The organism is Janthinobacterium sp. 64 (assembly GCF_002813325.1).
GTDB lineage: Bacteria > Pseudomonadota > Gammaproteobacteria > Burkholderiales > Burkholderiaceae_D > Janthinobacterium.
Genome location: NZ_PHUG01000001.1, coordinates 4,270,683 through 4,283,452, shown reverse-complemented (window position 1 = coordinate 4,283,452; position 12,770 = coordinate 4,270,683). Strand labels below are relative to the sequence as shown.

Annotated in this window: 11 protein-coding genes; 4 read left to right on the top strand and 7 right to left on the bottom strand. The window is 60.8% G+C overall.

What is annotated here, in order from left to right:
• Positions 1–20 precede the first annotated feature (20 nt).
• From ubiE to CLU91_RS18815, 7 genes are all read right to left on the bottom strand, one after another.
• Entirely contained in the window at positions 21–755 is a 735-nt protein-coding gene (gene ubiE / locus CLU91_RS18845) for a bifunctional demethylmenaquinone methyltransferase/2-methoxy-6-polyprenyl-1,4-benzoquinol methylase UbiE (protein ID WP_034778407.1), read from the bottom strand.
• Between the two features lie 29 nt (positions 756–784).
• The gene (locus CLU91_RS18840; RefSeq protein ID WP_100875357.1) at positions 785–2,026 is read right to left on the bottom strand and encodes an RNA polymerase sigma factor; all 1,242 of its coding nucleotides are present in this window, start codon (positions 2,024–2,026) and stop codon (positions 785–787) included.
• A gap of 2 nt (positions 2,027–2,028) precedes the next feature.
• On the bottom strand, positions 2,029–2,373 hold the full coding sequence (locus tag CLU91_RS18835; protein ID WP_100875356.1) for a YciI family protein: 345 nt from the start codon (positions 2,371–2,373) through the stop codon (positions 2,029–2,031).
• A gap of 97 nt (positions 2,374–2,470) precedes the next feature.
• Positions 2,471–2,920: a gamma-butyrobetaine hydroxylase-like domain-containing protein gene (locus CLU91_RS18830; RefSeq protein WP_100875355.1), complete on the bottom strand. Its 450-nt coding sequence runs from the start codon at positions 2,918–2,920 to the stop codon at positions 2,471–2,473.
• Positions 2,921–2,929: 9 nt separating this feature from the next.
• Positions 2,930–3,379 (bottom strand): HIT family protein, encoded by a 450-nt coding sequence (locus tag CLU91_RS18825; protein ID WP_100875354.1) that lies wholly within the window; start codon positions 3,377–3,379, stop codon positions 2,930–2,932.
• Entirely contained in the window at positions 3,379–7,419 is a 4,041-nt protein-coding gene (locus CLU91_RS18820; protein WP_100875353.1) for a DUF3683 domain-containing protein, read from the bottom strand. Before CLU91_RS18820 ends, CLU91_RS18825 begins: the two co-directional genes overlap by 1 nt.
• A gap of 257 nt (positions 7,420–7,676) precedes the next feature.
• Positions 7,677–8,168 (bottom strand): YqaA family protein, encoded by a 492-nt coding sequence (locus CLU91_RS18815; RefSeq protein WP_092718393.1) that lies wholly within the window; start codon positions 8,166–8,168, stop codon positions 7,677–7,679.
• A 201-nt stretch (positions 8,169–8,369) separates the two neighbouring features.
• Between CLU91_RS18815 and ilvA the strand changes: the two genes are divergently transcribed.
• From ilvA to hprK, 4 genes are all read left to right on the top strand, one after another.
• Positions 8,370–9,905 carry a threonine ammonia-lyase, biosynthetic gene (ilvA, locus tag CLU91_RS18810; RefSeq protein ID WP_100875352.1) on the top strand — a complete coding sequence of 512 codons (1,536 nt, stop codon included), beginning with the start codon at positions 8,370–8,372 and terminating at the stop codon, positions 9,903–9,905.
• Positions 9,906–9,999: 94 nt separating this feature from the next.
• Positions 10,000–10,842 (top strand): NADPH-dependent 7-cyano-7-deazaguanine reductase QueF, encoded by an 843-nt coding sequence (queF, locus tag CLU91_RS18805; RefSeq protein ID WP_100875351.1) that lies wholly within the window; start codon positions 10,000–10,002, stop codon positions 10,840–10,842.
• Between the two features lie 333 nt (positions 10,843–11,175).
• Positions 11,176–11,658 (top strand): PTS sugar transporter subunit IIA, encoded by a 483-nt coding sequence (locus tag CLU91_RS18800; protein ID WP_071079718.1) that lies wholly within the window; start codon positions 11,176–11,178, stop codon positions 11,656–11,658.
• Positions 11,659–11,694: 36 nt separating this feature from the next.
• The gene (gene hprK, locus CLU91_RS18795; RefSeq protein ID WP_034753337.1) at positions 11,695–12,630 is read left to right on the top strand and encodes an HPr(Ser) kinase/phosphatase; all 936 of its coding nucleotides are present in this window, start codon (positions 11,695–11,697) and stop codon (positions 12,628–12,630) included.
• The last annotated feature ends 140 nt before the right edge of the window (positions 12,631–12,770 follow it).

The following is a 12,770-nucleotide window of genomic DNA, read 5'->3' as shown; positions in this document are numbered from 1 at the left end:
AAATCACCAACGTTGATGCATTACATCTTGATACCGGTGTGCAAAGCGGCAATGCCTGCCGTCAAATTGTAGTACTGCACGCGTTCCAGGCCCGCCGTTTCCATCATGGTTTTGAGGGTTTCCTGGTCCGGGTGCATGCGGATCGATTCGGCCAGGTAGCGGTAGCTTTCCGCGTCGCCGGCGATTTTCTGTCCGAACCACGGCAAGACCGAGAACGAATACAGGTCGTACGGCTTTTGCAGGGGCGCTGCCACCTTGGAAAACTCCAGCACCAGCAGCTTGCCGCCCGGTTTCAGCACGCGGCGCATTTCCGCCAGCGCCACATCCTTGTGCGTCATGTTGCGCAGGCCAAAGGCCACGCTGACACGATCAAAATAATTATCGGGGAATGGCAGTTTTTCCGCGTCACACAACATGGTGGGGGTGAGCAAGCCGCGATTCAAGAGGCGGTCGCGGCCCACGCGCAACATCGATTCATTGATATCGGTCAACCAGACTTCGCCCGTGGGGCCCGCCTGCTTGGCGAACGCCTTCGACAGATCGCCCGTGCCGCCGGCGATGTCGAGCACCTTGAAGCCGGGGCGCACGCCCGCGTTGGCAATGGTGAACGTCTTCCACAGACGGTGCAGCCCGCCCGACATCAAGTCGTTCATCACGTCGTATTTGGCAGCGACGGAATGGAACACCTTGGCGACTTCGCGCACTTTGTCGTCTTCTGCAACTGTTTTGTATCCGAAATGGGTCGTATTGGTCATGGTAGGCAGTCTGTTTGAACTTGCACGCATTATACAAGCGGCAGGCGCATTTCCCCGTGACGCCGGAGAAGGTATTGCCTTTCCACTGCATTTGAAGCAAGCATTGCCGCCTGTGCATACGCCGCCAGCGCGCCTGAGCGGTCACCCTGGCGGCGCAGCAAGTCGGCGCGGGCCGCATGCAGATAATGCGATAGCGCCAGGCTGGGCACGGCTTCCAGGCGATCGAGCCACGCCAGCCCGTGTTCGGCGCCGTGCGCCATGGCGCAAGCGATCACGGCATTGAGCAAAATCAAGGGTTCCGGCTTGTGCCGCAGCAAGGCGCCATACAGGGCGCTGATCTGGCGCCAGTCCGTCTGGCTGGCCGTGGGCGCTTGGGCGTGCAAGGCGGCAATCGCCGCCTGCAACTGGTACGGCCCCGGTGCGCGCGCCGGCAAGGCCTGCGCCAGCACGGTCAGCCCCTCGGCAATCAGGTCGCCCTGCCACAGGCCGCGGTCCTGTTCTTCCAGGGTCAGCAAATAGCCTTCAGGCGATAGCCGGGCCGGGCCGCGCGACGCCTGCAACAGCATCAAGGCCAACAAGCCCTGCACTTCCGGCTGGCCCGGCTGCAGGCTGTCGAGCAGCCGCCCCAGGCGCAGCGCTTCCGCGCACAGGTCCGGGCGCAGCAGGCTATCGCCGCCGCTGGCGCAATAGCCTTCGCTGAATACCAGGTAAATCACATGCAGCACTTGCGCCAGCCGTGGCTGCAATTCTTGCTCAGGTGGCAACTCGAAGGGGGTGCGCGCTTCGGCGATCTTGCGCCTGGCGCGCAATAGCCGCTGCGACAGGGCCGCCTCCGCCACGCCGAAGGCGCGCGCGATCTCGCCCGTGGACAAGCCACACAGGGTGCGCAGGGCCAGCGCCACCTGCGCCTCGGGCGCCAGCGCGGGATGGCAGCAGATGAACAGCAGGCGCATGCAATCGTCCCCGATGGCCTGCGTTTCTTCCATCGCGGATGCCGGCAGGCGCGACAGTACGGCGTCGCTGTCCGGCACGCTCTTGCCCGCGCGGCGCACCTGATCGAGGCCGGCATTACGCGCCACGGCACTGAGCCAGGCGGCGGGATGATCAGGGATGCCCGTACGCGGCCACCGTTCCAGTGCCTTGCGGCACGCTTCCTGCAACACGTCTTCCGCCAGGCCCAGGTCGCCGAAGCGCCGCATCAGGCCGGCCAGCACCCTGCCCCTTTCCTGGCGAAAGACGTGCTCGACGGCCGACAGGGCGTCGCCGGCCATGTTTATGCCGTGACAGGCCGCACTTCGATGGTGCCCAGGGAAGCCGCCGGGCAGCGCCCGGCCCAGGCCAGCGCCTCGTCCAGGTTGGCGCAGGCTAGCAAATAATATCCGCCCAGTTGCTCCTTGGTTTCCGCGAACGGCCCATCCGTGATGACGGGCTTGCCATTGCGCACCCGCACGCTGGTGGCACTGGCCACGGGCGCCAGTTCGGCCCCGCCGCGCAGCACGCCAGCGGTTTCCAGGTCCTGCGTATAGCTGGCAAAGTCGGCCATCAGACTGGCCATCTGCTCGTCTGGCATGGCGGCATAGCGGGCCTCGTCGGCGTAGATCAGGATCAGGTATTCCATAGTCTCTTCTCCAAAAGAAAAATGCCCGCAAGCGCGGGCATTCATACGACGAATGGATCTGCGGTTATCCGACAGATTACCGCATTATTTTTTCAGCTTAGTGTTTGTGCCCGCAGCTCGGTCCGTGCACGTGGCCGGAAGATTGCTTGACCGTCATGTCGGCCTTGGCGTCGCGGCCGCTGTCGCCGGGATAGCCGGCTGCCGTCAGCTGGTCCAGGTAGGCTTGCCACAGTTTGTCTTTTTCCGCGCCCAGCTTGTACAGATAGGCCCAGGTGTAGAGGCCGGAATTGTGGCCATCGCTGAAGGTGGGCTGCACGGCGTAGTTGCCGACCGGCTCCAGGCCCGTAATGCCGACCAGGCGCTTGCCTAATTGCAAGGTTTCCTGGCCCTTGCCATGCCCCTGCACTTCGGCCGACGGCGAGTACACGCGCAGGTATTCGAACGGCAACACAAATGTGCTGCCATCGTCGAAGGCCACGTCGAGCACGCGCGACTGGTTGTGCACGGTCAAGCCGGTCGGTTGCGGTGTTGCTGTTTTTTCAGTCATGACGATACTTTATGCGGATAAACGTTGAATGATGGCGGCGCGCAGTGCCGGCAACAGGGCGCGGCGCGTGGCCAGGACTTCGGGCGCCGTCTCGCGCTGGACCACGGCCCAGCTGGGGTTCGGGAAATGCGCGTCGTCGCGGTAGCGGGGAATCACGTGCCAGTGCACATGCGGCGTCATGTTGCCGAAACTGGCCACGTTGACCTTTTCCGGCTGCATCACTTCACGCACGGCCAGCTCGACTTGCCACACGACTTCCATGACGTAATTGCGCTCGCCGGGCGTCAGATCCGTCATTTCCTTGACGTGCTTGTTCCAGATCACGCGGCAAAAGCCGGGATATGCAGGGTCGTCGACGGCCACGACGGACAGGCGCTCGCTGCGCCACAGCAAGGTTTCACAACCCTGCTTGTTGGCGTAGCCATCGAGCAACTGACACAGATCGCAAGGCGTGGACATTACACCAACACCCGTTCGATGCCGCCGTCATTGGCGCGTTTCACGTAATCCGGCATCCAGTTCTCTCCCAGCAAGTGTTTGGCGATCTCGACGACGATGTAGTCGGCCGTCGTGCCCGAATCATCATTGTAGCGCGAGAGGCCTTGCAGGCACGATGGGCAGCTGGTGAGGATTTTCACGTCGCCCGTAAAACCGTCGCCGCGCAGCTTGTCGGCGCCCTTGACCATCTCTTCTTCCTTGCGGAAACGCACTTGCGTGGAAATGTCGGGGCGCGTAACGGCCAAGGAGCCCGATTCGCCGCAGCAACGATCATTCTTCTCGATCTTCACGTTATCTACCGTGCTGATCAGGGAATTGATGGTCTTGCCCGATTCCTGCAGTTTCATCGGATTGTGGCATGGCTCGTGGTACATATAGCGCGTGCCGTTGACGCCTTCCAGCTTGACGTTTTTCTCCAGCAAATACTCATGGATATCCATGATGCGGCAGCCAGGGAAAATCTTTTCAAACTGGTACGTCGCCAGCTGGTCGTAACAGGTGCCGCACGAGACAAGCACCGTCTTGATGTCCAGGTAATTGAGCGTGTTGGCCATGCGGTGGAACAGGACGCGGTTGTCCGTCATCATCTTCTCGGCCTTGTCGAACTCGCCCGCGCCCCGCTGCGGATAACCACAGCACAGGTAGCCCGGCGGCAAGACCGTCTGCACGCCCACTTCCCACAGCATCGCTTGCGTGGCCAGGCCCACTTGCGAGAACAATCGTTCCGAACCGCAACCGGGGAAGTAAAACACGGCTTCCGTATCGGCCGTCGTCGTCTTCGGATTGCGGATGATCGGAATGACTTTATCGTCTTCGATGTCGAGCAGCGCGCGCGCCGTTTTCTTCGGCAGGTTGCCCGGCATCTTCTTGTTAATAAAATGGATCACCTGCGCCTTGACGGGCGGCTTGCCCGTCGATGGCGGCGGCGCCTTGGTTTGCTTTTTCGCAAATTTCTTCAGCAAGTCGTGGCCCAGGCGCTGCGCCTTGTAACCCCAGCCGATCATGACCTTGCGCGTGGCGTTGATGGTCACGGGATCGGTGGCGTTGAGGAACAGCATCGTGGCCTTGGTGCCCGGATTGAAGCTCTTCTTGTCCATCTTGCGCAGCAAGTTGCGCATGTTCATCGACACGTCGCCGAAGTCGATGTTGACGGGGCAAGGCGTGACGCATTTATGGCACACCGTGCAGTGATCCGCCACGTCCTCGAACTCTTCCCAGTGCTTGATGGAAATACCGCGGCGCGTCTGCTCTTCGTACAGGAAGGCTTCGATCAGGGACGAGGTCGCCAAAATCTTGTCGCGTGGCGAATACAGCAAGTTGGCGCGCGGCACGTGGGTCGAGCACACGGGTTTGCACTTGCCGCAACGCAAGCAATCCTTGACGCTGTCGGCGATGGCGCCGATATCGCTTTGCTGCATGATCAAGGATTCATGCCCCATCAGGCCGAACGATGGCGTGTAGGCATTGCGCAAGTCGGCGCCCATGCCTGGCAGGTTCAGCAATTTGCCTTTGTTGAAACGGCCTTCAGGATCGATGCGCTGCTTGTAGCTGCGGAATTCGCCGATTTCTTCTTCCGTCAAAAATTCCAGCTTGGTAATGCCGATACCATGTTCGCCGGAAATGACGCCGTTCAGCGAGCGGGCCAAAATCATGATGCGGCCCACGGCTTCGTGGGCATCCTGCAGCATTTCGTAATTGTCCGAGTTGACGGGCAAGTTCGTGTGCACGTTGCCGTCGCCCGCATGCATGTGCAGCGCGACAAACACGCGCGAACGCAAGATGCGTGCATGGATGGCGGTGGCCTCGTCGAGTATCAGTTTGAAAGCGGCGCCGTTGAATATCTGGCGCAACTGGGCGCGAATCTCCTGCTTCCAGGTAATGCGCACGGTACGGTCCTGCACCACGTCGAACAGGGTGGCGTCCGGCTGGGTTTCCAGGCGCGCATCAAACACGGGCAGCAAGCGCTCCATGCCCAATTCGGCCAATTCGCCCTTCACGTCCGCCAGCGGACGGTCGAGCTGGGCCAGCAGATAGGTCCAACGGCTGGTGACTTGCGCCAGCAACTGCTGTGCCTGCTCGGCGCGGTCGCCCAGCATTTCCGCATCGTCGACCCGGTCATCCGACGCATCGTCGCTCTTGCCTACTGGCAAATTACCTTTGCCAAAGAATTCGCTCAGGGCCTCGGCCAGTTGCAGCTTGTTCTTGATCGACAGCTCGATATTGATGCGCTCGATGCCATCCGTGTATTCGCCCATGCGGTTCAGGGGAATGACGACGTCTTCATTGATCTTGAACGCATTCGTGTGCTTGGCGATCGCCGCCGTGCGGGCACGATCTAACCAGAATTTCTTGCGCGCTTCCGGGCTAACGGCGACAAAACCTTCACCCACGCGGGTGTTGGCGATGCGCACCACTTCCGATGCCGCTTGCGCGACGGCGTTTTCATCGTCGCCGACGATGTCGCCAAACAGGGCCATCTTTGGCAGCACGCCCCGCTTCGACTTGGTGGCATAGCCGACGGCGCGCAGGTAGCGCTCGTCCAGGTGTTCCAGGCCCGCCAGGCGGATGCTCGTGTATTGCTCGCCCTTGGCCGGCAAGCCATCGAGGTAATCCTTGATTTCCACGATCGACGGGATCGCGTCGCGTGCCTGGCCAAAGAATTCCAAGCAGACGGTGCGGGCGAACTTCGGCATCTTGTGCAGAATCCAGCGCGCCGACGTGATCAGGCCGTCGCAACCCTCTTTCTGGATGCCCGGCAAACCGGCGAGGAATTTGTCGGTGACGTCCTTGCCCAAGCCCTCTTTACGGAACTTGCGGCCAGGAATTTCCAGGATTTCGGTCTTGAATGGCGCGTTCGGTTTTGTCGCGTCGCGCGTGCTCGGGTGACGCCATTCCAGCTGGAAACGTGCCAGTGCGATATCGTGGATCTTGCCCAGGTTATGGTCGAGGCGGGTGACGTCGAGCCAGTCGCCGTTCGGGTCGACCATGCGCCACGAGGCCAGGTTGTCCAGCGCCGTGCCCCACAACACGGCTTTCTTGCCGCCCGCATTCATGGCGACGTTGCCGCCGATACACGATGCGTGGGCCGAGGTCGGGTCGACGGCAAACACGAAGCCGGCCTTTTCCGCCGCTTCCGATACTTTATTCGTGATCACGCCCGCGCCCGAATTGATCGTCGCGTATTCGTGCGTGAGGCCAGGCAAGACCGTCATTTCCACGGCACCCAGGGTGATGAGTTTTTCCGTGTTGATGACGGCCGACATCGGCGTCAATGGAATCGCGCCGCCCGTGTAGCCGGTGCCGCCGCCGCGCGGGATGATGGTCAGCCCCAGCTCGATACAGCCTTTGACGAGGCCGGCCATTTCTTCTTCCGTGTCGGGCGTGAGCACAACGAACGGGTATTCCACCCTCCAGTCGGTGGCGTCCGTCACGTGCGACACGCGCGTCATGCCATCGAAGCGCACATTGTGCTTTTCCGTGTAGCGGCCCAGCACCTTGACCGTGCGCTTGCGCAAATCGTAGGTCTTGCGGAATTCGTCGCCAAAGTCGGCCACGGCCTTGCTGGCCGCTTTCAGCAGCAGTTCCACGTTGGCGCTGCGCGCCTTGGCCACTTCCGGCGCTTCGCCACTGGCTGCGACGTCGCCGCCGGCCGCATCGATGCCCAAGCGGCGCTTGTCGACTTCGGCCAGGCGATGATGCAAGGCATCGATCAAGCCCTGGCGGCGCTTCGGATTGTCGAGCAAGTCATCCTGCAAATACGGATTGCGGCGCACGACCCAGATATCGCCCAGCACCTCGTACAGCATGCGGGCCGAACGGCCCGTCTGGCGGGCGCCGCGCAACTCGTCGAGCAGGCGCCAGGAGTCCTCCCCCAACAGGCGTATGACGATCTCGCGATCGGAAAACGACGTGTAGTTATACGGGATTTCGCGCAGGCGGCTTGCTGCGGGACCATTCGGCGTTTCTGCCAGTAAAGCTTGGATTTGTGCGGGAGCGTTCATGGAGTGTGGTGACGATATAGACTGGACCCTAAAGGGCCATTTTATCTTATTGCGCCGCACCATGCGGGAACAGCCTTATGCCGCCCAAGGTTTAAGCACCCCGCCCGCCACCATAGCAAATATGGAAAAGCCCTATTTTACATGAATAAAAAACCAGTATTGCTGATTTTTCGACGAAAAAATGCCAAGAATCGGACTCCATTGCAAACTATCGGACTGCCAAAAAATGGGGCAAAACGGCGTTGCAGGCAGCCCTATTACGCCAGCATTTGTCCAATCCGGTGCCATACGCCATCGGGCACGTACAGCAGCAAGCCCGTCATGGTCAGGTAGCGCGCGCACTTGCCGACGGCCATGTAGGCCACGCTGGGCCAGAACGGCAGCTTGAGCCAGCCGGCCAGCGTGCACAGCGGGTCGCCCACGATGGGCAGCCAGGCCAGCAGCATGGTCTTGGCGCCGTAGCGGGCCAGCCAGCGGAACCAGCGCGTGTCGCGCTCCTTGGCGAACGCCTGCTTGGCCCGGTAGCCCATCCAGTAGTCGACGATGCCGCCCAGGGTATTGCCCAGGGTGGCGACGCCGATGGCAGCCCAGAACAGCGCGGGATTGGCCTTGATGACGGCAAACACGGCCGGCTCCGAGCCGAGCGGCAACAAGGTGGCGGAAATAAAGCTGATCAGAAAGACCGATGTCAGCCCGACTTCCGGTGCTGCGATCAGCTGCAGCAGCCAGGCGATTGCGGATTCGATCATGGAACACTTCGCGATGCAGTATGGCTCTCCATTATAATGAAGAGCAGCTTGCGCGCCGCACAATCCGCGCCGGCAGGCAAAGGCATACCCGCCCGTAGTTCCACAGAGCATTTTTGTCGCCAGGCTATCCGCCGCGGCGCCGCCGCTATCGCCCGACACGTTCCAGACCCTTTCTGGCCCAGAATCACTTGCTTGCAGACTATGAACATCGACTACCTCAAGAAAATCCTGACCGCCCGCGTCTATGACGTCGCTACCGAAACGCCGCTGGAACTGGCCCCTGCCCTGTCGCAGCGCCTGAACAACCAGATTTACTTCAAGCGCGAAGACATGCAAAGCGTGTTCAGCTTCAAGATTCGCGGCGCCTACAACAAGATGGCCCAGCTCAGCGATGCGGAACGCAAGCGCGGCGTGATTTGCGCCTCGGCCGGCAACCATGCCCAGGGCGTGGCCCTGTCGGCCGCGCGCATGGGTTGCCGCGCCGTCATCGTCATGCCCACCACCACGCCCCCCGTCAAGATCGACGCCGTCAAGGCGCGCGGCGGCGTGCATGTGGAAATCGTGCTGCACGGCGAGTCCTACACGGATGCCTACAATCATGCGCTGACCCTGGAAAAGGAACAGAAGCTGACCTTCGTGCACCCGTTCGACGACCCGGACGTGATCGCCGGCCAGGGCACGATCGGCATGGAAATCCTGCGCCAGCACGCCGGCCCCATCCACGCCATCTTCGTCGCCATCGGCGGCGGCGGCCTGATCGCCGGCGTGGCGGCGTACGTGAAGCAGATTCGCCCCGACATCAAGATCATCGGCGTGCAAACAGTCGATTCGGACGCCATGGCGCGCTCGCTGAAAGCGGGTGAACGGGTCACCCTGCCCGACGTGGGCCTGTTTTCGGACGGCACGGCCGTGCGTCTGGTGGGCGAGGAAACCTTCCGTTTGGCGCAGCAATATGTCGATGACATCATCATCGTCGACACGGACGCCATCTGCGCCGCCATCAAGGATGTGTTTACGGACACGCGCTCCATCCTGGAACCGGCCGGCGCGCTGGCCATCGCGGGCGCCAAGGCCTACGTGGAACGGGCCAGCCTGAGCAAGCACCCCATCGTCAACCAGACGCTGGTCACCATCGCCTGCGGCGCGAACATGAATTTCGACCGCCTGCGCTTCGTCGCCGAGCGGGCCGAGCTGGGCGAGTTCCGCGAAGCCGTGTTTGCCGTCACCATGCGCGAACAGCGAGGCAGCTTCAAGCGCTTCTGCTCGCTCATCGGCGCGCGCAACGTGACGGAATTTAACTATCGCATCAGCGATGAAAAAGCGGCGCACGTGTTCGTCGGCATTCAGATTGCCGACCGGCATGAGTCGAGCGTGCTGGCGAAGACCTTCGAGGAACACGAATTCAAGACGCTGGACCTGACCCACGACGAGCTGGCCAAGTCGCACATCCGCCATCTGGTCGGCGGCAAGAGCCGGCTGGCGCAGGACGAGCTGCTGTACCGCTTTGAATTCCCCGAACGCCCCGGTGCGCTGATGCGCTTCCTCGACAGCATGGCGCCGAACTGGAATATTTCACTTTGCCACTACCGCAGCCAGGGCGGCGACGTGGGCCGCATCCTGGTGGGCCTGCAAGTGCCGCCCGACGAGATGGGAGAATTCGCCCGCTTCCTCGATACCCTCGGGTACCGTTACTGGGATGAGAGCAGCAATCCTGTATATAAATTGTTTTTGGGTTAGTTATAACCCAAGCGAAGAAGCTGGGGTCAGACCCGACGGGTCTGACCCCGAAATAGGCTACCATGCGTCCTTGACCGAACTACGCCACACGACCATGACCACCACCAACGACCTCGCCGAACAATCCCCCCTGGGCAAAAGCTCCGCCTACCGCAGCGATTACGCGCCGGAACTGCTGTTTCCGATTCCGCGCCAGGGCAAGCGCGACGAGCTGGAATTGCGCGGCACCTTGCCCTTCTTCGGCCTCGACATCTGGAATGCCTACGAACTGTCGTGGCTGAACCAGCGCGGCAAGCCGCAGGTGGCCATTGCCAAGGTCAGCGCGCCGGCCGATTCGCCCAACATCATCGAATCGAAATCGTTCAAGCTGTACCTGAACTCGTTCAACCAGACCAAGCTGGACAGCCCGGATGCGCTGCTGGCCTTGCTCAAGCAGGATTTATCGAACGGCTTCGGCGCGCCCGTGCAAGTGGAACTGACCTTGCAGGAAGACTTCGGCAAGCTGAAAATGGGCGAATTCGATGGCGTGCTGCTGGACCGCCTGGACCTGGAAATCACGCAATACACGCCCTCGCCGCTGCTGTTGAAGGCGGCACTCGATGAAGCGCCGGTGGAAGAAAAACTCGTTTCGCACTTGCTCAAATCGAATTGCCTGGTGACGGGCCAGCCCGACTGGGGCAGCGTGCAGATCGACTATGCAGGACCGCAGATCGACCAGGAAAGCCTGTTGCGCTACCTGATCGGTTTCCGCGAGCACAATGAATTCCATGAGCAATGCGTGGAGCGCATCTTTGTCGATATCTTGCGCCAGTGTAAGCCGCAAAAACTGTCCGTGTATGCGCGCTATACGCGCCGCGGCGGGCTCGATATCAACCCGTGGCGCAGCAACTACAGCACGGGCACGATGCCGGGCAATCTGCGCAATGCGCGCCAATAACCTCGCGCAACACCACGAAACCATGCCAACAGGAATGTTGGCTGTGTTTTAAAACAACGTTGCAGTAGTGCCGCAGAGCATGTCACAGACGCTGAAAAATCGGAAAATCGGCATTCAGCGGCGGAAAAATCTGTTCGCCGCGTGTTTTTAATCAAGAAATAGCCGATACACGCCGGTGTTATTTTTTTGCTAAAATGATGGCCACGTGGGCTGTAGCGCCCACTGCGCCCGCAGCGGGCGTATACTGTTGAGAATTGGCGTTACAGGCCGCCGAAACAGGCCTATAATTCGGCTCGCAAGCCCTCTGCGCATTGCACCATTTCATTGAGTGTCATGACTAATCTTAGCAAAATATTATCCCTCGAAAACGTCCTGCTGGACCTGGAAGTGTCCAGTAAAAAGCGCGCCTTCGAGCAAGCCGGCCTGATCTTCGAAAACAATTACGGCATCGCCCGCTCTACCGTTTCGGACAATCTGTTTGCCCGCGAACGCCTGGGCTCGACTGGCCTGGGCCATGGCGTAGCCGTGCCGCATGGCAGAGTCAAAGGCAGCAAGACCCTGAAAGCGCCGCTGGGCGCCTTCGTGCGTCTGGCCGAGCCGATTCCGTTCGAGTCGCCCGATGGCAAGCCCGTCAATCTGCTGTTTTTCCTGCTGATTCCCGATCATGTCACCCAGCAACATCTGGAAATCCTGTCGGAAATCGCCGAAATGTTTTCCGACGATGCCTTCCGCACGGCGCTGGCGACGGATCCGGAACCGAAATCCGTGCATTCGCGCATCGTCAATTGGCAACCCAGTCTGCAAGCGGCGGGTTAAACTTCAGGTATTCCTCCACTCCTGAAGAAGACTGCCATGTTGCAAACGCCGCTGACGATACAACGCCTGTACGACGATAATCGTGAAAGTCTGCAACTGGGCTGGTTCGCCGGTTTCCCCGGCGGCGAGCGCCTGATCTCGGGCGACGTCTCGTCGGCCGCCGACCAGGTGGGCCACTTGAACCTGATCCATCCGGGCCGCATCCAGGTCTTCGGTCACCAGGAAATCAATTACTACCAGCGCCTGAAGGTCAACACGCGCACCCACGTGATCGGCGAGCTGATCGCCGGCGGCCCGCCCGCGCTGATCATCGCACAAGGGCTGGAAACGCCGCCCGACATCCTCGCCATTTGCGACGAACAAAACATTCCCCTGTTCTCGACCCCGCTGCCGGCCGCGCAAGTGATCGACTTCCTGCGCGTCTACCTGTCCAAAAAGTTGGCGCAACGCATCATCATGCATGGCGTGTTCATGGACGTGCTGGGCGTGGGCGTGCTGATCACGGGCGATTCGGGCCTGGGCAAGAGCGAGCTGGGCCTGGAACTGATTTCGCGCAGCCACGGCCTGGTGGCCGATGACGCCGTCGAATTCTCGCGCATCGCACCGAACATGATCGAAGGCCGCTGCCCGCCGCTGCTGCAAAACCTGCTCGAAGTGCGGGGCCTGGGCTTACTCGACATCAAGGCCATCTTTGGCGAAACGGCCGTGCGCCGCAAGATGCGTTTGAAACTGATCGTGCATCTGGTGCGCCGCAACGCCCTGGAAGAAGAAGTCGAGCGCCTGCCCTTCCTGTTCCCCACGGAAGACGTTCTGGGCTTACCCGTGCGCAAGGTCGTCATCCCCGTCGCCGCCGGCCGCAACATCGCCGTGTTGCTCGAAGCGGCCGTACGCAATACCATTTTGCAACTGCGCGGCATCGATACCTTGCAGGAGTTCATGGAACGGCAGAGGTTAGCAATGAGCGGTGATTAGCAACGTAGGTCGGATTAGCGGTGGCGAAGCCGCCGCGTAATCCGACGACATTGTTGACGTGTGCAGCAAAGAAATACGACAGTCTAAATTGCAATAATTTGTAAAAATCATTGCCTTGGAGCAGAGCGCCGATCTTTATT

Coding starts and splice junctions, on each gene's coding strand:
- ubiE (WP_034778407.1), bottom strand. CDS start 755: ATGACCAATACGACCCATTTCGGATACAAAACAGTTGCAGAAGACGAC.
- CLU91_RS18840 (WP_100875357.1), bottom strand. CDS start 2,026: ATGGCCGGCGACGCCCTGTCGGCCGTCGAGCACGTCTTTCGCCAGGAA.
- CLU91_RS18835 (WP_100875356.1), bottom strand. CDS start 2,373: ATGGAATACCTGATCCTGATCTACGCCGACGAGGCCCGCTATGCCGCC.
- CLU91_RS18830 (WP_100875355.1), bottom strand. CDS start 2,920: ATGACTGAAAAAACAGCAACACCGCAACCGACCGGCTTGACCGTGCAC.
- CLU91_RS18825 (WP_100875354.1), bottom strand. CDS start 3,379: ATGTCCACGCCTTGCGATCTGTGTCAGTTGCTCGATGGCTACGCCAAC.
- CLU91_RS18820 (WP_100875353.1), bottom strand. CDS start 7,419: ATGAACGCTCCCGCACAAATCCAAGCTTTACTGGCAGAAACGCCGAAT.
- CLU91_RS18815 (WP_092718393.1), bottom strand. CDS start 8,168: ATGATCGAATCCGCAATCGCCTGGCTGCTGCAGCTGATCGCAGCACCG.
- ilvA (WP_100875352.1), top strand. CDS start 8,370: ATGAACATCGACTACCTCAAGAAAATCCTGACCGCCCGCGTCTATGAC.
- queF (WP_100875351.1), top strand. CDS start 10,000: ATGACCACCACCAACGACCTCGCCGAACAATCCCCCCTGGGCAAAAGC.
- CLU91_RS18800 (WP_071079718.1), top strand. CDS start 11,176: ATGACTAATCTTAGCAAAATATTATCCCTCGAAAACGTCCTGCTGGAC.
- hprK (WP_034753337.1), top strand. CDS start 11,695: ATGTTGCAAACGCCGCTGACGATACAACGCCTGTACGACGATAATCGT.